The organism is Aliiglaciecola sp. SL4 (assembly GCF_041538045.1).
Lineage (GTDB): Bacteria > Pseudomonadota > Gammaproteobacteria > Enterobacterales > Alteromonadaceae > Aliiglaciecola.
Genome location: NZ_JBGOSE010000001.1, coordinates 354,583 through 378,351 on the forward strand (window position 1 = coordinate 354,583; position 23,769 = coordinate 378,351).

Annotated in this window: 18 protein-coding genes and 2 tRNA genes; 6 read left to right on the forward strand and 14 right to left on the reverse strand. The window is 40.5% G+C overall.

What is annotated here, in order from left to right:
• Window positions 1-7 precede the first annotated feature (7 nt).
• From AB6T38_RS01625 to AB6T38_RS01670, 10 genes are all read right to left on the reverse strand, one after another.
• The gene (locus tag AB6T38_RS01625) at window positions 8-1,849 is read right to left on the reverse strand and encodes a DUF4105 domain-containing protein (protein ID WP_372545554.1); all 1,842 of its coding nucleotides are present in this window, start codon (window positions 1,847-1,849) and stop codon (window positions 8-10) included.
• Window positions 1,850-2,260: 411 nt separating this feature from the next.
• On the reverse strand, window positions 2,261-2,893 hold the full coding sequence (gene nth, locus AB6T38_RS01630) for an endonuclease III (protein WP_372545556.1): 633 nt from the start codon (window positions 2,891-2,893) through the stop codon (window positions 2,261-2,263).
• A gap of 13 nt (window positions 2,894-2,906) precedes the next feature.
• Entirely contained in the window at window positions 2,907-3,605 is a 699-nt protein-coding gene (locus AB6T38_RS01635; RefSeq protein ID WP_372545557.1) for an electron transport complex subunit E, read from the reverse strand.
• 1 nt (window position 3,606) lies between these two features.
• Window positions 3,607-4,269: an electron transport complex subunit RsxG gene (gene rsxG / locus AB6T38_RS01640; protein ID WP_372545558.1), complete on the reverse strand. Its 663-nt coding sequence runs from the start codon at window positions 4,267-4,269 to the stop codon at window positions 3,607-3,609.
• Window positions 4,270-4,272: 3 nt separating this feature from the next.
• A complete protein-coding gene (gene rsxD / locus AB6T38_RS01645) occupies window positions 4,273-5,367 on the reverse strand; it encodes an electron transport complex subunit RsxD (RefSeq protein ID WP_348492714.1) in 1,095 nt (364 codons plus the stop codon).
• 6 nt (window positions 5,368-5,373) lie between these two features.
• Window positions 5,374-7,812 (reverse strand): electron transport complex subunit RsxC, encoded by a 2,439-nt coding sequence (gene rsxC, locus AB6T38_RS01650; RefSeq protein ID WP_372545560.1) that lies wholly within the window; start codon window positions 7,810-7,812, stop codon window positions 5,374-5,376.
• An 11-nt stretch (window positions 7,813-7,823) separates the two neighbouring features.
• The gene (rsxB, locus tag AB6T38_RS01655; RefSeq protein ID WP_372545562.1) at window positions 7,824-8,378 is read right to left on the reverse strand and encodes an electron transport complex subunit RsxB; all 555 of its coding nucleotides are present in this window, start codon (window positions 8,376-8,378) and stop codon (window positions 7,824-7,826) included.
• On the reverse strand, window positions 8,378-8,959 hold the full coding sequence (gene rsxA / locus AB6T38_RS01660) for an electron transport complex subunit RsxA (RefSeq protein ID WP_372545563.1): 582 nt from the start codon (window positions 8,957-8,959) through the stop codon (window positions 8,378-8,380). The genes rsxB and rsxA overlap by 1 nt, the downstream gene beginning before the upstream one ends.
• A 151-nt stretch (window positions 8,960-9,110) precedes the next feature.
• Window positions 9,111-9,187 (reverse strand) — tRNA-Asn (locus AB6T38_RS01665).
• A gap of 21 nt (window positions 9,188-9,208) precedes the next feature.
• A tRNA-Asn gene (locus AB6T38_RS01670) sits at window positions 9,209-9,285 on the reverse strand.
• Between the two features lie 1,136 nt (window positions 9,286-10,421).
• Here AB6T38_RS01670 and AB6T38_RS01675 point away from each other — a divergent pair.
• The 3 genes from AB6T38_RS01675 to AB6T38_RS01685 all read left to right on the forward strand — a co-directional run bounded on the left by AB6T38_RS01675 (window position 10,422) and on the right by AB6T38_RS01685 (window position 15,012).
• Window positions 10,422-11,786, forward strand: coding sequence for an MATE family efflux transporter (locus AB6T38_RS01675; protein ID WP_372546034.1), 1,365 nt, complete (start codon window positions 10,422-10,424; stop codon window positions 11,784-11,786).
• 57 nt (window positions 11,787-11,843) lie between these two features.
• Window positions 11,844-13,862, forward strand: coding sequence for an excinuclease ABC subunit UvrB (gene uvrB, locus AB6T38_RS01680; RefSeq protein WP_372545564.1), 2,019 nt, complete (start codon window positions 11,844-11,846; stop codon window positions 13,860-13,862).
• A gap of 226 nt (window positions 13,863-14,088) precedes the next feature.
• A complete protein-coding gene (locus tag AB6T38_RS01685; RefSeq protein ID WP_372545566.1) occupies window positions 14,089-15,012 on the forward strand; it encodes a LysR family transcriptional regulator in 924 nt (307 codons plus the stop codon).
• A 66-nt stretch (window positions 15,013-15,078) separates the two neighbouring features.
• Here AB6T38_RS01685 and AB6T38_RS01690 read toward each other — a convergent pair whose 3' ends face one another.
• A complete protein-coding gene (locus AB6T38_RS01690; protein ID WP_372546035.1) occupies window positions 15,079-16,704 on the reverse strand; it encodes a M28 family metallopeptidase in 1,626 nt (541 codons plus the stop codon).
• Window positions 16,705-16,779: 75 nt separating this feature from the next.
• On the opposite strand from AB6T38_RS01690, the gene AB6T38_RS01695 reads away from it, so the two are divergent.
• On the forward strand, window positions 16,780-17,811 hold the full coding sequence (locus tag AB6T38_RS01695) for a DUF3025 domain-containing protein (protein ID WP_372545567.1): 1,032 nt from the start codon (window positions 16,780-16,782) through the stop codon (window positions 17,809-17,811).
• Between the two features lie 14 nt (window positions 17,812-17,825).
• Here AB6T38_RS01695 and AB6T38_RS01700 read toward each other — a convergent pair whose 3' ends face one another.
• Window positions 17,826-18,530 carry a YIP1 family protein gene (locus AB6T38_RS01700; RefSeq protein WP_372545568.1) on the reverse strand — a complete coding sequence of 235 codons (705 nt, stop codon included), beginning with the start codon at window positions 18,528-18,530 and terminating at the stop codon, window positions 17,826-17,828.
• Between the two features lie 223 nt (window positions 18,531-18,753).
• Between AB6T38_RS01700 and AB6T38_RS01705 the strand changes: the two genes are divergently transcribed.
• Window positions 18,754-19,539, forward strand: coding sequence for an ATP-binding cassette domain-containing protein (locus tag AB6T38_RS01705; RefSeq protein WP_372545569.1), 786 nt, complete (start codon window positions 18,754-18,756; stop codon window positions 19,537-19,539).
• On the forward strand, window positions 19,539-20,732 hold the full coding sequence (locus tag AB6T38_RS01710; protein ID WP_372545571.1) for an ABC transporter permease: 1,194 nt from the start codon (window positions 19,539-19,541) through the stop codon (window positions 20,730-20,732). The genes AB6T38_RS01705 and AB6T38_RS01710 overlap by 1 nt, the downstream gene beginning before the upstream one ends.
• A 57-nt stretch (window positions 20,733-20,789) precedes the next feature.
• On the opposite strand, the gene AB6T38_RS01715 is transcribed toward AB6T38_RS01710, so the two are convergent.
• Both AB6T38_RS01715 and AB6T38_RS01720 read right to left on the reverse strand, forming a co-directional pair.
• The gene (locus tag AB6T38_RS01715; RefSeq protein WP_372545572.1) at window positions 20,790-21,752 is read right to left on the reverse strand and encodes a transposase; all 963 of its coding nucleotides are present in this window, start codon (window positions 21,750-21,752) and stop codon (window positions 20,790-20,792) included.
• 283 nt (window positions 21,753-22,035) lie between these two features.
• Window positions 22,036-23,763, reverse strand: a complete 1,728-nt coding sequence (locus AB6T38_RS01720; protein ID WP_372545573.1) for an SLC13 family permease — start codon at window positions 23,761-23,763, stop codon at window positions 22,036-22,038.
• Window positions 23,764-23,769: the final 6 nt, after the last annotated feature.

A 23,769-nucleotide genomic window follows, 5' to 3' on the forward strand; every position in this document is an offset into this window, starting at 1 on the left:
GTTGTCCTTAATAATACAAAGAAAAATTAATGGCATATTCAAACGATTCATCATAGTTAATCGATGTACGTATGTCATATGAACGGTGTTCCAAAAAACGCTGTTCGAATGCCAAATATTTACGATCTTGAGTCAGATCATTTAAGTATGACCGATACCCTATTGCTAGGGACACAGCGTATTGTGGTGTGATGTTAAACACACCGCCTATCTCGGGTCCGGCAGAAAAATATCCACCAAACTCGTTAGATCCTGTTGCACTCACAGAAAGAGCTCCGTAAGCCGCCCAATTTTCTGAACGTGACCATGCTTTACCTATAAAGCCATCAACGTATGCGTTAGAGCAATGACTACAGGATAACGATTGTGGTTTGTAGCCTACTGCGACCTTCCACGCATATTCGCTGTCAAAGGGTAAGTCAGTATTAGAAGCGTTAAGATTTATAATGCGTAGTAATGTCAATTCTCGCATCTCCAGAGATGAGTTATCCTGAGAATACAATAACCTTAAATCAAAGGTACTTAGCTCTGAAAACGGAATACGCGCAGCATTGACGCTTAGTAAATCATAGTAATTTGCTCTAAATCGCAGTTCTAATGCCTCTCCAAATTTTTCATTGTGCACTGTGCTGACCTGAAGCAAAGTCGTGTCTTGCGCCATATGTGGCGGGTTTTTGGTTGGAGTAATCCATTGTGTTTTACCTTTAGGTAGCGCAAAGCGCGCTAATAAAAGCACCTTCTTTTTCGCAGCCTGTTCTTTATCTAACTTACCTTCTTTTACCTCTATGAATGCATAATAGTCATATAGCGTGTCTATAACTTTTTTGGCCGATTGTGTTGTGAGGTTGGCTAATATTGAACTTACTTTGATTGAAGGTGCGCCTATGATTTCCACAAGACTTTTCTTTTCTTGCTTGCTGAGTTGATTCCACTTAGCGTGCAAGGCTTCTTGTCGAGACCCTCGATAAACGACATCAACAATAAGATGATGCTCAGCGGCGTGTCTATTGAGCATCATAATCAGGTCATATGGCATTACCCATGGTTTATTAGGCGCAATTATCGGGACATCTATGACAAGTTCAAGCAATTTTGCGAGCTGGAATGCGCAATTTTGCTTAAAAAAGTAATACTTCATTTTTGTATTTTCTAACTCATATAAATGGGCAAGTAAAAATAAAATATCATCTTCGCCAACATTGAGCTTATATTCCCATAGGTCCCTAAGTTCTGACTCATTATAAGTCAAATGTTGGTGATGATATTTCTGGTTGGAAAACTTACCTTCGTAACCTCCAAAAATACCTTTCGCTATATAAACTAACGGAGATTCATTTTCAGGTACCTTGGCGCCATAAGAAAACGTATTATCGAGCAAGTCATGCTCAACTTCACCGTTAAATTTTAAAAACACGTGTCCATACATTGAAGCTGGATTACCTAAATATCCACTTGCATATATGAGACTCATACTTTGAGTTTGAAAGGCATCCAAATATGCTTTGTAGCTTTTGCATTGGGTTTTTGGGAGGGTGAAATTTGGAAAGTTTTTGATGATGAAAATTGCACGTGCCGGAAACTGACATTGAGCGTGTGCAACTTTAGTCAAAGTATTGATCGTCGCGATTAATTCGGCTTTAGCGTCTTTTCTTCCATCGGGCGATAAAAAAAAGTCTGAAGTGTTAACGCCGCTTCTTGCTCCATGAAAATAGCCAGCCTCAAAATGTAAGAGCTTGTGCCAAACAGCACTTTTACTGACAGCCGTTACTAATGGTTGGTCATTGACTAAAACAGATGCTTTGCAAGCTAACGGAGCTAAAAATAATACTACAACAACTAATCTGAACACCGAATCCATGCCTTGGGGGTAATGTGACTGAAAGTCCTCTCCAATCTTTCTCAGTAGAATACACTTTAATAAAGCACTGGGCAAAAAAATCATCTAAAAGAGTGATTCAGGCATATTAAATGTCGATACATTTTATCATGTTAGCTAATTCCTCAATCTGTGAGATTGTTGCTTTCACCAAGGAGTTTGAGTATTGGTCAAATTAACACTTTTCATAACCACTGGTTACAGCTAGTTTTTCGTCTGAATTTATTTTTTAGTATTTTGTATAGATGGTTTTTGCGTGTGAAATAAGCGAAGTGTTTATGTCAAAAAACAGCCATCTCTATATCAGGCTGGACCTATTATAAGCGACTTGATTTTTGAGAAGTTTAACTGATAGCTTACAGAGTGCTAAGACTAGAATTAAGGCTAATCCGTCTTATCTTTAAACTCACATAAGTCTTGAATAACACAAGCTCCACAGCGAGGTTTGCGTGCTACACAGATGTATCTGCCATGTAATATCAACCAATGGTGCACATCCACTTTAAATTCAGCCGGTACTACTTTAAGCAGTTTCTGCTCAACTTGATCGACATTTTTACCCATGGCGAGCTTAGTGCGGTTGGAAACGCGAAATATATGGGTGTCTACGGCAATGGTGGGCCAGCCGAAGGCAGTGTTGAGTACCACGTTAGCGGTTTTGCGTCCAACGCCGGGTAGGGCTTCTAAGGCTTCACGGTTTTCGGGCACTTCTCCGCCGTGTAAGTCCACCAACATTTTGCAGGTTTTCATGGTGTTGACGGCTTTGGTATTAAACAAGCCTATGGTTTTGATATAAGATTTAAGTCCGTCTAAGCCTAAATCTAATATGGCTTGTGGTGTATTGGCCACAGGGTAAAGTTTGGCTGTGGCTTTATTGACACCCACATCTGTGGCTTGAGCCGATAATAATACGGCTATCAATAATTCGAAGGGGGTGGAGTAATTTAATTCTGTAGTGGGTTCGGGATTTTCTGCCCGTAATCGTGTCAATATTTCTCGACGTTTTTGATTATTCATTAGAGCTACTACCTTAACTTTCCGCCGTTACTCTGGCGCGCTGTACCACTTTATCCTGTTCTGGTGTCACCACCCAAGATTCTACTCGTTTATCTAACGCATTTTTAACGGCGATAAGCAGTCCCATGCCCAAGAACGCGCCAGGGGGCAGTATTGCTAACAAGAAAGGGCTATCCGTTTCAAAGACCGTTATTTTTAATACGCTTGCCCATTCACCAAAGAGTAGATTTGCCCCAGAGAATAGGGTCCCATACCCTAAAAGTTCCCGCATTCCCCCTAAAATCAGTAACACTAGGGTGAAACCAAGTCCCATCATCAAACCATCAAAAGCGGCATGACCTACGGGGTTTTTCGATGCATAAGCCTCAGCACGACCAATAATGGCGCAGTTGGTTACTATTAACGGAATAAAGATGCCTAGGGCTTCATAAAGTCGGAATGTATAAGCATTCATTAACAATTGTACCACGGTCACGAAACCGGCAATTACCATGACAAAAACAGGGATCCGTATTTCATTTGGGACTAGATTACGTACTAAGGACACCGTGCAATTTGAACCTATTAACACCAAAGTTGTGGCCAGACCCAAACCTAATCCATTGATGACTGTCATGGTCACCGCTAGCAGCGGACATAACCCTAGCAGTTGCACTATGGCTGGATTGTTTTTCCATAAACCCTGCCAACTGAGTTCTTTAAATTGATTCATCTTATTCTACCTCAGCACGGTTTGACTGCTCATTTTCAACCTCACAGCTGTTTGCTGCGTTAAAAAGAGTCTGTTGATGCTGTTGAAAATATAGCACGGTATTTTTTACGCTTTTAACCACCGCTCTTGGGGTGATAGTTGCGCCAGTAAACTGATCAAACTGACCGCCATCTTTCTTAACCTGCCAATCTTTTTGATTATTTTCGGTCACCGATTTGCCTGTGAATGACGTTATCCAGTCGGTAATACGCATATCGATTTTATCACCTAAACCTGGGGTTTCTTTGTGATCTAAAACACGCACACCAGTGACTTCCGATTGCATATTAATGCCCACTATTAACTCAATTTTACCGCTGTAGCCATCGGGCGCTGTTGTTTCAATTGCCACTGCCGAAGGCTGATTATTGATTCTGGCAAGATATACAGTGTGAGGATCTTTTGAGCCTAGGTATTCGGTATCCACGACCTGTGTACAATCATGCTGAATATCATTGTCATACAACGATTGCGGAATAATGGCGTTCAAAATAGACAAGCGTTTCTGTATTTTTTGCTCGGAAATTTGATCTTCAGTCATTGCAAAGGTAATGGCTATGATCGCCGTTGTTACAATAGCAAAAGCGGTAAGTTTGAGACCATTGCTAACGATACTTTGTTTCATTAACTAGTCCTCATCAATCTGTTTCACTTTAATTACATTTTTGTGTTCTGTGCGATGGCCGTAAGTCCGTGGTCTAGTGTAATAATCTATCAGTGGTACACCCATGTTCATAATTAACACGGCAAATGCGATTGCATCGGGATACCCACCCCAGGTTCGGATAATATACACCCAAGCGCCTATGCCTAAACCAAAAATAATTCGTCCTTTGTTCGTGGTGGTAGCAGATACTGGGTCGGTGGCAATAAAGAACACACCCAACATAAAACCACCACTAAAGAGGTGAAACATGGGGCTGGCGTAAATCCCGTCATCCACCAAGTACATCATCAGAGATAAAATGCTAATGCCAGCAATCATGCCAACGGGAATATGCCATTTAATCACGTTTAGCTTTAACAACAATAACCCGCCCAACAGATAAGCAAAGTTCACCCAAAACCAGCCAACGCCTAAGCCATTATTAAATACCGAGGTTTGCATACTTTCTTGTACGGTTAAGCCCTGGGATATTGATGTTTTCAACGCATCAAGGGGAGTGGCCATAGTATAACCATCTACATGGGTTCGCAGTTGCTCAATACTGTAACCGTCGGCGCTAAAGCCGCTAAAAATAATACTAAATGAATCGCTAAATGATTGGGGAAACTGGCTTAATGCTTGTGGGATTGCCCATGTCGACATTTGCACTGGAAATGAAATGAGCAGCATCACATAAGCGGCCATTGCAGGGTTAAATAAATTGAACCCTAAGCCGCCGTATAATTGTTTGACAATGGCGATGGCAAAAATACTGCCGATCACGGTGATCCACCATGGCGCGAATGGCGGAATACTCACAGCAATTAAAAAAGCGGTAACCAATGCACTGCAATCTTTAATCGCCACTTCAAAATTCTTTTTGCGCATTTCAAGAATGGCTGCTTCAGTGACAATGATGGTAATGCTGGCGATCAAAAAATGAATCAATGCACCCCAACCGAAAAACCAAGTTTGTACTGCCAAACCAGGAATTCCTGCATACATAACAAGTCGCATTACCTGACCAGTAGTACGTTTCACTCTTTGATGGGGCGAGCTGGCGAATTTAAAACTCATGGCTGATTAATTTTCATCCTTGTCTGCTGCGGAGCTAGACGATTTTTTGGCGGCTTTTTCGGCACGCTTTAATTTTGCAATACGATTTTGTTCGCGTGCTTTTGCCACTGCTGCTTCTACTTTTTGTTTGCGAATTTGTGCAGCGGTTAATTTCTCACCTTGCTGACCCGTTGACGCTTTTTTGCTAGCCGTTTCAGGAGCTTTGGTATCTTGCTCTGTTGAAGACTGGGTTTTCGCCGCTTCATTTTCGCTGGCATTGGCTTTAGCTAACTTTTTCGCCTTTGCTTTGGCAATTGCCGCGGCTATGGCTTTTTGTTTTGCCGTGGGAGCTGGTTTTTCTTCAGATGACTCGTCTGTTTGTAGTCGCTCTTGTTTACTGTCAACGGGCTGCTTTTCACCTGGCTGACTTTCACTTGGCTGAGTATCAACTTGCGGCTTATCTGTTTGTGCATTTTCAACATTTTCGGAGTCAGCGGATTGGCTCTGTTGCGCCTTTTTAATAGCTTCCCGCTTAGCTTTCGCTTTTGCTATGGCAATAGATACTTTTTCTTGTTTGCTTGACTGTACCTTTGCTGGTGGTGTTTCAGTGGCAGTCTTATCAGAGTTAGACTTATCAGAGTCGGATTTATCATCGACAGCGTTGTTATCTGTTTTAGAGGTTGCCGTAGCTGCAGCCTGCTCAGGTTTAGCGGTTTCGCTAGTCTCTTTTGTTGCAGCTTCTTTGGCCGCGGCCCGTTTGGCTTTAGCACGGGCAATTGCTGCAGCGACTTTGTCGTGTTTGCTCGTCTCTGTCTGCTTATTGTCACTGCTTATTTGTTGCGCTTGAGAGGAATCAATACTTGCATTTGATGGTTGTGCAGACTCTTGTGAGGCAGGTGCAGGCGTATTCCCTTGTTTTTTAGCTTTGGCTCGTGCCAAGGCAGCGGCTATTTTATCTTTGGCATCATTGCCTTTTTCGCTCATGGCTTTTTTGCGCGCTGCTGCCGCTTTAGCGTGTTTTTCTTCGCGCTCTTTTTGTTCTCTTTCTAGACGTTCTTTGCGTGCTTCGAATCGTAATCTTGCTTTATCTGCTTGCGCTTTTTCCTGCTCTTGAGTGTGGATATCGGCTTTGGCAACACGATAATAGTGGACCAGCGGAATCTCACTAGGGCAAACATAAGCACATGCGCCACATTCAATACAATCAAACAGGTTTTGCTCCTGGGCCTTTTCATATTCTTTAGCTTGGCTGTGCCAGAACAACTGTTGTGGCAGCAAACTAGCTGGGCACGCATCAGCACAGGCACTGCAACGAATACACGGTTGTTCAGCACTAGGCGCTTGAATTTCACTGGCAGATGGGGCCAATATGCAATTGGTTATTTTAACTACAGGTACGTCATCATTGATGGTTTCAAAGCCCATCATAGGGCCACCCATGATGAGTTTTCTATCCCGTTGTTTATGGGCTTTGTAATGTCCCACTTCCAATAAGTGTGAAAGGGGAGTGCCTATGGGGGCCCAAACGTTCTGTGGCCGTTTAAATGCTTGACCGGTTAGGGTTACTACTCGTCGAATAAGGGGGGTGCCGGTGAAAATGGCGTCGGCAATGGCAAAACAGGTGCCGACGTTTTGCATAATAACTCCCACGTCGATGGGTAATCCATTTCCGGGCACTTCACGATTAGTTAAAATTTGAATCAGTTGTTTTTCACCGCCAGCAGGATATTTAGTGGGAATGGAAACAACTCTATACTTTGCATTTTCCTGACAGGCAACTTGCATGGCCTCAATGGCTTCTGGTTTGTTGTCTTCTACGGCAATAATCACCAGTTTGGGAGATAACAAATGCACCAAAATATCGATACCTTGGCGAATTTGCCAAGCATGTTCGCGCATTAGACGATCGTCAGAGGTGATATAAGGTTCACACTCCACACCATTGATAATCAAAAACTCCACATTCTTCTTTGGCGAAGATTTTATGTGAGTTGGAAAGCCTGCGCCGCCCATACCGCTAATGCCAGCATTACAAATTGCTTCAACAATTTTTGACTTGGGCTTTTGTTGATAATCTAAAATAGGCTCTAAGGGGGCCCAAGTTTCGAATTCATCTGTGCTGATTTCTATGGCAAGCTCTGGCAAGCCAGAAGGGTGAGCTGATACATGAGGTCCAATATGACGCACATAACCTGATGTAGGCGCATGTACGGGCACAGAAAAGGGGTTGGTGCTGTGAGTTAAGGGCTGCCCTTTGAGGACTCTGTCACCTTCTTTGACTAATAAGCTTCCTTCTACCCCTATATGCTGTTTCACCATAACATGTAGGGTTTTAGGCATGGTGATAGTTTCAATGGCTTTTTTATTTGAAAGCGACTTGAGTTGTGGTGGATGCACGCCACCATGGAAGTCCCATAATCGGCCTTGATTTAATCGTTGTAAAATGTGGTCATAGTCAGAATACAATTTCGACTTCCTCAATTGACTTGTTTTACGGGAATAGCATCGAGCTGCCATCGCCACGAAGAAGTATTCTGTTCTATGGGAATCATGTCGATACAATCAACAGGGCAGGGATCGACACATAAATCACAGCCAGTACATTCGTCTTGGATAACCGTGTGCATTTGCTTTGCCGCACCAATGATCGCATCGACTGGGCAGGCTTGGATGCACTTAGTGCAACCAATGCATTCATCTTCGCGAATAAAGGCGACTTTTTTAACGTCTTCTTGTCCGTGGGCTGCATCTAAAGGTTTAGCTTCTACTCCCATTAACTCTGCCAACTGTTTGATCGTTGCGTCACCGCCTGGCGGACATTTATTAATGTCGTCACCATTGGCAATGGACTCTGCATAAGGGCGGCAGCCGGGGAAACCACATTGACCGCACTGGGTCTGTGGTAGCAGGGCGTCGATTTGTTCTACTAAGGGATCGCTTTCTACCCGAAAACGAATGGCAGCGTAACCTAAGATGGCACCAAAAATTAGTGCCATGATCCCGATTACGACAAGTGCAATTATTAGGGTCATTAAAACTTCACCAATCCGGTAAAGCCCATAAATGCCATTGACATTAAGCCTGCGGTAATCATGGCAATAGAAGCCCCTTTAAAAGGAAAGGGGACATTCGCAGCAGCTAAGCGCTCTCGCATGGCTGAAAAGAGAATCAATACTAAAGAAAAACCAACAGCAGCCCCAAAACCATAAATAACTGACTCAACAAAGTTATGATCTTGATTGACGTTTAATAGTGCTACACCTAACACTGCACAATTGGTGGTAATTAGGGGTAAGAAGATACCGAGCAAACGATATAACGTGGGGCTGGTTTTATGCACAACCATTTCGGTGAATTGCACGACTACGGCAATGACTAGAATAAAACTTAGGGTACGTAAGTAACCCATGCCTAGCGGTTGCAAGACGTAATGTTCGACTAAATAACTGGTTAATGAGGCTAGAGTGAGGACAAAGGTTGTTGCCATAGACATGCCGATCGCGGTTTCTAAACGATTAGACACACCCATAAACGGGCATAGCCCCAAAAATTGGACCAATACGAAGTTATTTACCAGTACTGTACCTACTAATAAAACTAAAAATTCACTCATTTGATATGTGTATCGCCTAACGATGATGCAAACGGCGTCTATTATCTCTGTTTACAGACCGATTAACAACTTGATATTTATAAGGTTGTGTTGGCTAAAATTTAGCCTATTTGCTACTTAAAATGACACTGAGAGATAGAGCTAGGAGATTTGGCTCCCCCTCCCCGACTCGAACGGGGGACCTGCGGATTAACAGTCCGTCGCTCTAACCAACTGAGCTAAGGGGGAATCAAATTGTATTGTTGAATTTGGCTCCCCCTCCCCGACTCGAACGGGGGACCTGCGGATTAACAGTCCGTCGCTCTAACCAACTGAGCTAAGGGGGACCTGATTTCAACGGAGGCGAATATTAATGAGCATCAACCGTTCTGTCAATACAATATCTTAGTTTTTTAGGCTTTAATTCAAATTGGTTGAATAAGCAGCTATTTTTGATGGAAAAACGCCTAATTTTTATTAATTGACGGAATTTAATTATTTCAAACTCGATTTTCGAAAAAATGAAAAGATTTTAAAAAACAATTTTTATTAGCATAAGGAAGTGAAACTGTTACAAATAACAAGGAGAAATTGAGTGCTGACAAACTTATTTCTGGTTCTTTATTTTGCTTATATTAGTTAACTCATTCTACCGAAAGTTATTTTGGCTATTTCAAAGAGGCCCAAGAAGACGTAACAAAATAGAAACTATTCTGTCTATTTATTAAACAGGTGAAAATTCAAAGTGAGCATCCAGTGAATAATAAATCCGCAATAAAAGTGCCAACGTTTGTTTGTGTACTAATTACGATAAACACAACTTACTATTCTTTTTTGTTATAAAGATTTGGTTGATCACTGTATTTTAGAACAGTATTTAATAATTCTGAAACATAAAATTACAGTCCCTCAGGTTAGTGTTGACTTACCTAAATTTTAGTCACATTACTGTAACATGGCGACTTTATTGGTGTGAGTACAGTTATCCACTATTCCTGTGGATAAGTTTGTGTATAACAGTTAAAGATTACAGATCATAATTTGTTTATAGAAGTCAATATAGCATTTGATATTTTTTCAAAAAAAATAATTATTTATAAAAATCATATCCTTACAACTTTTTGATTGTGAGTTGCACCAAAATGGAACATAAAGTTACCTGATCTTTGTTTCCCTGTGTGTATTTTTGTTGGCCAAATTAAAACTGTTTACTAAGATGTTGGATGTTAACATTTAGTTAACATTTTAAAGGGGTTAATAAAGACCAAAATACTTGTCGAAAATTCGTTTTAATCGCTGAAAGGCGAGATAAATAGTTAAAATATTTTAAATAGGCATATATTCGGAAATCTGTCTGTCATATAATTGATCGGCTGTTCTCGCGGCGTAAATACATTCCAAACATAATTCAATATACAGGTGGCATAGTTAATTATTGCTGTGTCTTTTAATTTGCCGATTAGCCTTAATGAGTACAAGTACAGTGAACGAGCCCAAAGCAACAAGCCGTAATAATGATTTGCTAAATGGCCCTATTTTCGAAACTCTTCAAAAAATGACAATGCCGATGATTTTAGCAATGATTATGCTAATGACATTTGGTTTAGCTGATACATTTTTTGTTAGTATGTTAGGCACTACAGAACTGGCCGCAATTAGTTTCACTTTCCCAGTTACTTTTACCATTATTAGTTTGAATATTGGTTTAGGTATTGGGACTTCAGCCATAATTGGTCGCTCCTTGGGGTCAGGTGAAACTCATTTAGCAAAAGAGTTTGCTACTGGCGCATTGATGCTGTCTTTTATTTTAGTCGGCATTTTAGCTTTTGTTGGGTATTTAGCGATTGATCCAATCTTTCGTTCAATGGGCGCCACTGACGAACTGCTCCCTTTTATCCATGACTACATGGTGTTGTGGTACGCAGCAGCAATTTTTTTAGCTGTTCCTATGGTGGGAAATAGTGTCTTGAGGGCGGCTGGCGATACCAAAACCCCCAGTATTGTTATGACTGTAGGGGGCATAATTAACGTTATTTTAGATCCTATTTTAATTTTTGGTTGGGGAGCCGTTCCTGCCTTAGGTATTAAAGGCGCAGCGCTAGCCACTGCTATTTCTTGGGGAATAGGGCTTCTTTATATATTGTATTTGCTGGCGATAAAACGAAAGTTAATGCTTCCTCGTTTGCTAACGTTTGACGAATTAAGGCTTACCAGTGGCGGAATTTTGCGAATAGGCTTGCCCGCCGCTGGAGCCAATATGTTAACGCCCATTGCCGGAGGTGTGATCATTAAAATTGTTTCGGTTTATGGGGCGGGTGCAGTTGCAGCGTGGGGAGTTGGTAGTCGTTTAGAGTCGATCGCCAGTATTTTAGTTTTAGCCCTTTCCATGGCGTTGCCACCATTTATCAGTCAAAATTTAGGGGCTAATAAACTCACTCGAGTTGCAACTAGTTACGCGCTTTCAGTGAAATCGGTACTAATTATTCAGTTCATTGTTTACCTGATATTGTGTGCCGTTGCGCCTTATATAGCATCGTTGTTTGCAGAAGAGCAGCAAGTTGCAGATCTGATTGTTTTATTTTTATATATAGTTCCACTTGGTTATGGATTGCAAGGAGTGGTTATACTTACAAACTCTTCATTTAATGCGATGCATCAGCCAATCTCAGCCTTGCTCTTGAGCGTGGTCCGTTTATTTTTGTTTTTTGTGCCTTTGGCTTACGTGGGAAGTAGGTTGCTGGATATTCATGGTATGTTTTTTGGGATCATAGTGGCAAACCTTTGTACTGCGATAGTGGCTTATATTTGGTTTAAAAAAAGCACAAATATTCAGCATCAACCAGGATAAGTATTTTATTATTAAGGACAATTGCCAATTTGCATCTTATTAAGTAAGGAAAAGAAATTGAGTCGACCATTTGATTTATCCTCACACTATCAACCAGCTGGTGACCAGCCTCAAGCTATTGAAAAGTTAGTGGATGGTTTAGAAAGCGGATTAGCAAATCAAACATTGTTAGGGGTAACGGGCTCAGGCAAAACCTTTACAATGGCGAATATTGTTTCACAAGTACAAAGACCGACTTTAATACTTGCTCATAACAAAACCCTTGCAGCTCAATTGTATGGGGAAATGAAAGAGTTTTTCCCTAACAATGCAGTTGAGTACTTTGTATCTTATTATGACTATTATCAGCCCGAGGCGTATGTGCCCAGCACTGATACTTTCATCGAAAAAGACTCTTCCATAAATGATCATATTGAACAAATGCGTTTGTCGGCTACCAAATCTTTGATGGAGCGTCGTGATGTTATTATTGTTTCAAGTGTCTCGGCTATATATGGTTTAGGTGATCCTGAGTCGTACATGAAAATGTTACTGCATTTGCGCCAAGGGGATCTGATGGATCAAAGGGCAATTTTGCGACGTTTAGCAGAGTTACAATATAGCCGTAATGATGTTTCTTTCGAACGCGGTACTTTCCGAGTACGTGGGGATGTTATTGATATTTTTCCTGCCGACTCTGAGAAGCAAGGCATCAGAGTTGAGCTGTTTGACGAAGAAATTGATGCCATTCGGTTATTCGACCCTTTAACCGGGAGTGTTGAGCAAACGGTTACCCGAGCCACGGTATTTCCAAAAACTCATTACGTTACGCCCAGAGAAAAGATTCTAGAAGCAATTGGTCATATCAAAGATGAGCTGAAAGAGCGCAGAGAACAGCTTAAATCTGTTCACAAATTAGTGGAAGAACAGCGCATTGTGCAACGTACTCAGTTTGATATGGAAATGATGCAAGAGCTAGGGTATTGCTCTGGAATTGAAAACTACTCTCGCTATTTATCAGGCAGAGCACCTGGTGAGCCACCACCAACATTGTTGGACTATTTCCCTGCTGACGGATTGTTGTTTGTGGACGAATCTCACGTCACGGTTTCACAAATAGGCGCTATGTATAAAGGCGATCGTTCACGTAAAGAAACTTTAGTTGAATTTGGTTTTAGGCTGCCCTCAGCACTGGATAATCGACCATTAAAATTTGACGAGTTTGAACAGATTTCGCCACAAACCATTTACGTGTCTGCGACACCGGGTAAATATGAATTAGAGAAATCCGGTGAGGATATAATTGAACAAGTTGTCAGACCGACAGGTTTGCTTGACCCTGAAGTTGAAGTGAGGCCCGTTGCCACTCAAGTTGATGATGTAATGTCGGAAATAAATTTACGTGTGGCGAAAAACGAAAGAGTGTTAGTCACTACCTTGACTAAACGTATGGCTGAAGATCTCACCGATTATTTGGATGAACATGGTATTCGAGTGCGTTATCTGCATTCAGACATCGATACCGTTGAGCGGATTGAGATTATCCGTGATTTGCGATTGGGTAAGTTTGATGTTTTGGTTGGAATTAACCTGCTTCGTGAAGGTTTAGATATGCCAGAAGTGTCTTTAGTGGCTATTTTAGATGCCGATAAAGAAGGTTTTTTACGTTCTGATCGCTCGCTAATTCAGTCTATGGGAAGGGCTGCACGAAATGTAAACGGTAAAGCCATACTTTACGCTGACCGCATTACCGGTTCGATGGAAAGGGCAATGAAAGAAACCGAGCGTCGCCGTGAAAAGCAACATCAACATAATTTAGACAACGGTATTCAACCTACCCAGTTAAACAAACCTATTACCGACATTATGGATTTAGGTGAGGGGAATTCCGTTGATGTGGGTGGCAAAGTTAAGTTGCGGAAAATTGCAGAAGCTAACAAAACTTATAAGGCAATGACTGCTACTGAATTAATGACAAAAATTGCTGAATTAGAGAAACAAATGTTTACTGCGGCTCGAGAATTAGAGTTTGAAAAGGCGGCAAGTCTGCGAGATGAAGTAGAGCTATTGCGCGAACAAAGTGTAAAGTTGTCTTAGGTAAATGTTCTAAATGTTGTTACCTAGGCTGGGGTATCTGTGTTTGTGATGTGTGTATTCAGCCTTATTAAGGTATGAGTTTAGATAAGGTTTAATTAACGACGCTAAGATTCTAAATAGCTAATACCGCTATAGAATAAACTGTAATTAATGATTGTAATACGGATGCGGCTTGCCTAATATAGCAATTAGAGTATCTATTTACATACCTTACATTGGTGTATTTATGTTAAACCGTTTACAAGAATCAGATATTAAATTGTTACGCGTTTTCTACGCTGTAGCATCATGCAATGGCTTTACTGCTGCTGAGCCTGTCTTGAGAATGCAACGTCCAAATATCAGTGCTGCCATCAAAAAGCTTGAAGAAAGATTGGATTTAGTACTCTGTCATCGTGGTCGAGGTGGCTTTCAAATGACAAAAGAAGGTGAAGTTGTTTTTCAGGAAACCAAGCGCATCTTTAATGCGTTCGATAATTTTGTCTTCAATCTGAAAAGTCTGCATGACGATTATTCTGGGCATATTACTTTAGTCTTAATGGCGGGTTTGCCTCTTTCTATGCATTTAGCGGTGAGTAAGGCTGTTAAAAGTACCATGAAGAAGTTTGATGATATTCACGTTAACATTCAAACCCGACTATATAATGAAGTAGAGCATGTTGCTTTATCTGGAGAATGTCATTTAGTTATCTCTACTTATGACATGGTGAAGCCGGAATCGGTGACTTTCCATCCAGTGGATCATATTTGTCACGGACGATTGTATTGTGCACCATCTCATCCTTTAGCTAAGTATAAAGAAGCCTTACCCGATAATTTAAAAATAGAAGATTATCCCGCCATAGGAATTTCCGGATTATCATCAGCTAACTATATTCAAGATGAAAGTCGTTTGCTGATTCAAACGTTTTCAGACTCTTTTGATGGCTGTATGTCGGCTATTATGACGGGTGAATATGTTGGTTTATTGCCTGATTATATGACCAAAGAGCAAGGTGCTGGTTTGGGCTTAGTGCCTGTAGGTGGCGGTAAAATGTTTGAATTCGAACATGAGCTATTTGTGATGAATGGGAAAAATACTCGATTGAACCCAGTGTTGCGCCACTGCATCAAAGAGCTGAGTTACTTCATAAAAGAAAGTCAGAAATAAAGTTAGGTTCAAACGATAAGAAATGCCAGCAATTTTGCTGGCATTTCTTATTTAATGCTGCGTATGTTAACGTTGAAACTCGCTGGTTTTACTCCAATTTGGCCAATCGTTTGAATTAGCAATGTTATAACCTACGTCGAATAACATTTGGGTATCTTCTTGGATGCCGCCAAAGTCCCATTTTTCTCTAAATTGATCACACACCTGATGGTAACATCCTTTAACGACAACGCTGGCGCGTTTACGATACTTGGCAGTCGCTTCGTCTATTGGTTCATTGCCGCCTTTGGCATAAAGTGCTGGAACACCTTTTTTGGCGAAGCTGAAATGATCTGAACGGTAGTACGAGCCGGCTTCGGGTCTGTCTTCTTGAGTCAGGTAGCGCTTTTGTTTAGTTACTGCAGATTCCAGGTATTTCTCCAGATCCGATTTGCCCATACCTACCACTGCAACGTTCTTGGTTCTGCCTAAAACGTTGAGGGCATCCATATTCAAGTTGGCCACGGTTTTTTCTAGGGGAATAATGGGATGTTCGGAATAATATTTAGAGCCCAGTAACCCTTGTTCTTCAGCTGTCACTATTAAAAAGGTTATGGAACGAGCCGGTCGAATGGAAAGTTCTGAAAATGCTTTGGCCATGGTTAAACTAGCAGCGACACCTGTGGCGTTATCGTGGGCGCCATTATAGATTTGATCGCCTTTTAAACTGGTGTCCATGCCTAGATGGTCCCAATGAGCGGTGTATATTATGTGCTCATCAGCAGCTACGCTGCCTGGTAAAGTGGCAATCACATTATTACTAACTGACTTTTTCAATTTACTGTTTATGCTAATTGATGCTTTTGTACCCAAGGTTTTAGAGTAAGGGCCTTGCATGGCTTTGGCTTTTTCTGCACTAAAGTCAAGTCCTGCTTCAGTGAACACTTTATTGGCTGCTTCGAGACTAATCCAACCTTCTACGGCCACTCTGTCGGCATTTCCATTTTTGGAAACTAGACTGTATTGAGGACCACTCCAACTGTTGGAGACTACAGACCAGCCATAGGAAGCGGGGGCGGTTTCATGGACAATAATAGCAGCTTCGGCTCCTTGGCGGCTGGCTTCTTCATATTTATATGTCCAGCGACCGTAGTAGGTCATTGTTTTACCTTGAAACTTGCCACTTTCTGGGTTTTCGAAACCAGGATCATTAACTAAAATGACTACGGTTTTACCTTTAACATCTAAACCTTCATAATCATTCCATTCGTATTCTGGTGCATTTACCCCATACCCAACAAACACAATTTCAGAATCGATTAGATTAACTTGCGGTGTTTCCCGCTTTGACGAGGCAACCATATTTTTTTGATATTCAAAAGTGTTTTCGCCCATGTGCAACTGCATGTTTGGATCGGCAGTGATTTCCATCAACTCCACTGCTTGTAGATAGCTATTACCATTACCAGGCTGATATCCGAGGGTCTTGAAATTCTCGACTAGATACTCAAGGGTTTTGGTTTCGCCATGGGAGGTTGGGGCTCTGCCTTCATACTCATCAGAAGATATAATTTTGACGTGTTGTCTCAACTCTTGTTCACTGATGTTGTCATACACTTGCTGGAAGTTACTTTGCGGACTTTTGCTGTTTGGCAGTTGGTTACACCCCGCAACCGCTAAAATCGATAATATTACTGGAAAAATAAAACGCATTGATTGCATATTGTTACTCTTATAATTACATTTGTCCCCAGTATAAGAAATCCATCAACAAGACTCTAGTAACCAATGACATCCGTTAACCAACCATCGCCCCGTGAGTGCCACGAATTGTGGACAGGCATCGTAAAAAGACCGCCTTTTACTGAACTCGAACAGCGTTACAGCTTAACCAAATTCGACAATTTATTGCATGCAGACACGCTTAACGTCTTAAAAAGTGAGCTTCCCACCATTGAAGGTTCCTTACGTGGACAGGCATCGCACGATGTTTCTTGGGTACCTCTAAAAATTTCTCAACGTGGACAGGCATCGCACGATGTTTCTGGGGTACCTCTAAAAACTTCTCAACGTGGACAGGCATCTAAAGATGGTTTTGAATTTACGTTTAAGTGTCAAGATTCAATGCCTGAGACAGGAGATTATTATGAAACTATCATTTTTAAAGATAGAGTCATTCCTACTCGCCCAAATTCATGGCATGACTTATTTAATGGACTGGTTTGGCTCAATTTCCCTAAAACTAAAACCCTTTTAAATCGATGGCACGTTGAAGATATTCAATCATATGGGTTAACACCTCGTACACACCGTAGAAATCAAATTACCTTATTTGATGAGTGCGGTATCGTTTTAGCTGTATCTGATTCAAGGGTCTGTGAACACTTAGCCAATCATCAGTGGCAAAAGGTTTTTATCGAAGACAGGCATAAGTGGGATAACCAAGATGCAATGTTCAATGATGAGATAAACGCCGTTTTTAACATGGACTGCCATGTTAATAGTCATGAACATAAGCCGCAAATAAAAGCATTCGTTTTTGGGCACGCAAATTATGAAATGCTTTTGAATCCATTCATTGGGCTAACTGGGAAGTGGCTACCGATCAAAGTGGATGACCGCTTTTTTGCTGAGAATCATACCCGTCAGCTAAGCACTTTAGATTCATCTCTATATGATCTTTTATGTTGTAAAAACTCACTTTCAGATTCAGGTAAGCTATCGCCAATCCCTTTGTTGGGGATACCTGGTTGGTATTCCCAAAACCAAAGTAGAGAGTTTTATTTGAATCAAGACTATTTTAGACCGGCGCGTAGCTAGTTATTCTATTTCGATTAATTTATTACAATTAATAAGAACCAAAGTGTAATTACAATGGCAAATGGTGCAATGGCTACGGTGTAAATTTTGGCTCTGTTGAATTTAGTCCAATGACTCAATCCTACTGCTATGAGGTAAATACTAAAAAACAGCTCTGGCTTAACCAAGTTTGCTAAACCAAACCACTTAGAGTCCTCGCCTAAGCCTAACCAATAAGATAATGCTAAAGGATTCAACTCACTGATTGGCATTTGATTGTTTCCGGCTAAAGCCAAAACTAGTATTGCCGTTATAAAACTAATAACTGAAGGTAAAGAGATCCACCACGTAAAACCATACCAGTCAGTAAATCCATTAATGCACTCTTCATCTGTTTTAGCTACTAAATTAAGATAGGCGGCAAGTACTAAATTAACGATTACTTGGAATAAAAAAGCAACTATTAGGATGCCAACAACTAAAAAATCAGGTCTAATTTGCGCTCTAATATTATTTTGTTCAGCAGGACTAAGATTACCCGCTGTGCTATTAACGATATAATCCCTATACCATTCGAAATCGACAAAGTTATAGTATAAATATAATGGTAGTAAGACAAAGCTCATAACTAAAACAAAGGGTATCCAAGACCAATTGTCGTTGTTGTTTACAGCCTCAAAAACACCATTTGGCTTTGTGAAAATTTGTAAAGAAGCTTGCAAAGGGTTTTTCGGTTGCATAACAAAAGTGCTCTCGTTGAGTTATAGTTTTCGAGGCTCAATAAAAGTGAATTAAAAGGGGAGCCATAAATATCGAGTTTAAGTGTTCTCAATTATATGTAATAAATCCAGTAAGTTATACACTATTGAACAAGAGAGAGCGATTTATCAAAATTTGTTCTTAAAAAAACGATTTAGTTAAACGAATGAGTTTACCTAGCTCAGATATAATCAGGGAAAAGTAATGATAGAAATTAAGAATTTAGGTAAGAAGTTCGAGATTGAGAACCCCAAAAAACTGAGTGAACAAGAAAAGAAAGATCCTCGGCTCAAAGGGCGATACTTTCATTCCGTATTAGATGTAACCTTCAACGTCGATAGAGGCCAAGTACTTGGTTTACTCGGTCCTAACGGTGCTGGCAAAACTACTACGTTAAGAATGTTGTCCACCGCATTACAGCCTAATCAAGGCAGCGTATATATTAATGATGTTAATGTATTAAAAGACCCTTTGGTTGCCCGCCAGAAAATTGGTTTTCTATCTGGTTCCACAGGCTTGTATGGCCGTTTAACTGGTCGTGAAAATATCGAATACTTTGGGCAACTTCACGGTATGAATAAACATCAGATTGAAAGCCAAATCGCGGAATTGTCGGCTCTTTTGGAAATGGACACTTTTTTAGATCGCCGAAGTGAAAACTTCTCAACAGGTATGAAACAGAAAACTTCAATTGCTAGAGCCGTTATTCATAGTCCTGAAGTTGTTATTTTAGATGAGCCTACAACGGGTTTAGATATCATGGCGACCCAGACAGTATTAGATTTTATTCGAAGTTTGAAAAAGAAAAATATTCCAGTCATTTTCTCTACCCATCATTTGAGTGAAGTGGAGGAATTATGCGACCGAGTCACAATTATCGACAATGGCGTTAGTCAATTTAATGGTAGCCTCGACGAATTCAGAGGACAGGCACCAAATAAAAATCTACATGCCGCTTTCTTAGCCACTATTCAACAAGGAGAGCAGTAATGTGGTTAGTGTTATTTAAAGAATTAAAAGAACTTGTAAGAGATAAAAAAACGTTATTTTTTATGATTGCTGTTCCAATTCTTGTTATGCCAGCATTTGCTGGGATAGCTATATATTTTGCTCAAAATGCAGCGACTGAAGCTCAAAATAAAGTACTAAATTATGCTTTGATAGGTGGCCAGTACGCGCCAGAAATTGAGACTAAATTATTGCAGATTGATGGTTTTAATCGTGTTGATATTAACCAGCAAACGGATTACAAAAAGTTAATTCAAGCCAATACAGTCGATTTTGTGTTGGAAATTCCCTCAAACTATTCTAATGATATCTTACAAAGTGGACAGGCATCACTAAAGCTCCACCTAAATGATTCTGGACTTAACAGGGTTTTTTATCGTGTAAATGAAATTGTTGATGAGCAGGTTCAGAAGTTAAGAGAAACCGCTTTTAATAAGCTGAAGCTATCTGAAAAGCAGCAAGTTGCAGTCTTAGAGCCGATTATCTTAGAGAAAGTGAATACCGCGGATACGCGAGAAAACTGGGGAGAAAAAATAGGTGGCCTCATTCCATACTTTATTTTTATATTGTGCCTTCAAGGTGCAATGTTTCCAGCAGCAGATTTAGGCGCGGGGGAAAAAGAAAGAGGCACGTTAGAAACCTTGTTAATTTCGCCCATAGAGCGCTATAAGCTTGTGTTAGGTAAGTTTCTAACCATTGCCCTGGCAGGATTAACTTCTGCGCTTATTACCGTTTCTAGCATGGCATTGTGGGGATTGATACTTAGCCAAGGTCTAGCAATTGAGTTCGTGGTGGCATTTATGTCTTCTATTGGCGCTGTTGACTTTATTTTAATGTTTTTAATGTTAATTCCCGTTGTTGCTATTTTTGCATCTATATTACTAAGCCTGTCTATTTACGCTAAGAGTTATAAAGAAGCGCAAAGTTACATGGGAACCCTGATGATGTTGCTTTTTATCCCTATTTTCTTAGCTATGGCACCAGGCGTTGAGCTTAAAGGTGTTTGGGCTTGGGTACCGTTAACCAACGTTGCATTGGCGATTAAAGAGTTGATTAAAGGTACAATGGATTATTTTCAATTGATTGCAATTTTTGGCTCTACCGCTTTGATTGCAGCAGGTTTACTTGCATTTTGCGTCAATTGGTTCAATAAAGAAAAAGTACTGTTCCGATAACCCAACCTTAGTTAGCTTAAATTTTGTGTTGTAGGCATTTATTGTAATGCCTTTTCTTTAATAATAATTGTCTGCAACGCTAGCTATGCGTTTCCTATTCGTGTGTTCCTTGAATTTTTTCCGACTTTTATAACTACCTGCTGCAATACTATATATGGATTCAAATTGATGGCTAAGGGCATACCAACTAGATTCAATCAAATTTAGCTTTTTAAGGATTTGAGGAAAGTTGGGAGGAGATAAAGCTCTGTTTGTCGGAGTCGGAGCCCTAGCGGTGGTCCTTACCAATGTAATATAATCGGCTAAATTCAATGGTAGACAAAAATCTTTATTATTATTTGAAAACGGCATCAATTCAGGTGGTTGAACCCCTCTTTCAAATGCCATAATACGCCGTTTGATACTGGTATGGTTTGAGCTCTCAGGGGTAGATGCTGTTTTTGCCCTAATAGGGTTTAAATCGACATATACCATACAAGCGGTCAATGCTTTTTCATCTAATAATGCTTGGGATTTAAATCGGCCCTCCCAAAAGTGACCGGTGCATTGATCTTCTCGATTTGCTCGTCTCGCTATTGGCTCATTTAACTCACGCATGAACCAACTTATGTCAAAAAGTCGTTGCCGATATATTTTGATGGTTTGATTTAAGGTTTGAAGTTGTACTTCATTCAACTCGTTCTGTTTGTTTTGAAGAAACTGCAGAGCTAATTGAGTTGGCTTGTGCAATTTTCGCCAACTTGCTATTACATCTTTATCAGATAACTCTAGTGCTTTACTTTTGTTTACATGAAGGACCACATGTATATGGTTGCTCATGACAGCATATGCACATACATCAATACAAAAAACTGATGTAAGCAACAATATTCTATCTTCAACCCATTGGCGACGATGCTCATAACTTTTACCACTGTATGTATCTCTACCGCAAAGATAAGCACGGCGAACGCATCTGGACACACAGTGATAGTAAGGAGTATCAACCAGGCTAATTTGATGCTTGCGTGCTAAAGGCATTGTTTTCTCTATTGTTACTATAGGTTTCTTTAGCGTAGTCGTATTTTTAAGAGGAGAAGTCTAGTTCAAGCCAAATTGAAGTCTAGTTTGGAGTGAAAATTATTATGGCTGTCTAGGTTAGAGCCGGAAGTTATTGTGGCTGTCAAAGTTAAAGCCGTTGTCAACCTATGACATGGTTGAACGTCTATAAAGTGGCTTTCCAGGTTAAAATAGTTCATGAGATGCCTGTCCAAGTTAAAATATCATAAGATGCCTGTCCAGGTTAAAATACAGCGCCGTAATCTTAGAAGCCGTAAGAGTATTTCAATAGCAGTAAAACGATACCTGAATAGAGCAAAGATACCGGCCAGCCGAAGTTGATGAAGTGCTTAAATTTATAATTTGCAGCATTGAATGCTAACAAATTGGTTTGGTAACCATAAGGCGATAAAAAGCTAGCACTGGCAGCGAATGCTACTGCTAATGCGAACGGCATCAGTGGAACTTCGAGGACTTCAACTATACCATATGCAAAAGGAAACATAAGGGCTGCAGCTGCATTGTTGGTTACCAATTCGGTTAAAAGTAGCGTTAATCCATAAACAACAAGTAATGCTAAAAATGGACTACCACTATTAATAAAGGGTTTTAACGAGCCAGTTAACAGAGCAATTACGCCAGAAGATGACAATGCTGTTGCTAAGCTTAATGCGCCTACAATAACAATCACTAAGTTAATTGGAATATTCCGCTTCAATTCTGAGTTATTAATTACCCCTGAAAGAATGAGTGCGGCCATAAAAAATAATAGGCCAGATGACAAACTTACTACTGAGGTCGCGGCTAATAAAATGGTTAGTAAAAAGCCACCTATGGTTAGATATTCTTGAGGTTTATTCAAACGGGTAGAAATTTTTTGCTCGGAGATAATGAAAAAGTTTTTACTTAAATTGTGTCTATTTACAAAGTCTTGACCTGTTGCAAGCAGCAGAAAATCTCCAGCTTGTAATTTAATTTCCCCTAACTTTCCGGATAGTTGCTCACCATCTCTTCTAATAGCAACTACAGCGGCATCAAATAAAGCTCTAAATCCAACAGCTTTAAGTGTCTTGCCAATGATTTGCGCGCGATTTGAAATGATTACTTCCGTTAAGTTGTCTCGTAATAGCCCATCTGCCTCAGCGAACAATACTAAGCCTTTAATATGTGAAAGGCTGTCCACGTTCTTGATGTTGCCAGAAAAAATTAATTTGTCGTTTTCTAAGATCATTAGGTCAGGAGCTACCGGACTAATTAGTTGCCCATCGCGGACAATCTCAACTAAAAACAACTCAGGTAAATTTCGGAGGTGGTTCTGCTCTACGGTTTTACCAATTAATTCCGACTCTGCAATTACCTCAGCTTCGATAAAGTAATATTGAAAACTCCCTTTGCGTGTCTCAATGTTAGGCAGCAATGGTGTTAATAAAAACATTAATAAGCCACAACTCAAACCTGCAATCAAACCATAAAAGGTGAAATCCCAGAACTGAAAGCCTGGATGTCCTTGCTCAATTAGAAAGCTATCCACAATTAGGTTAGTGGATGTCCCGATAAGGGTGACTGTCCCGCCTAAAATAGCGGAGTATGACAGAGGTATAAGTAATTTGGATGCGGGATGATGCTGGTTTTGACTGATGGGGGCAATCATACTAGCAACAACGGCTGTGTTATTGAGTAGCGCAGATGAGGCGAAAGTGAGTCCAAATAATCGCCAATAACTAGCTTTGAAACTAGCTGTAATCAACTTTCTTCCCAAACTCTTAATCATGGATGTCTTATCAACAGCAGTACTCACCAGTAATAGAATTATAAGGGTGAGTAAACCTTCGTTGGTAAGGTTATGTGCAACTTCTGTAAAGGTAATTTGGCCACTTAGCATCAACGCTAATGTTGAACCAGCAAACACAGAAGAAGGGCGCTTATCAGTGATGATAAGCGCCGCAATGGTCGCGAAAAAAATTGCTATAACAGCAATTTGATTAATATCCACAGTTGG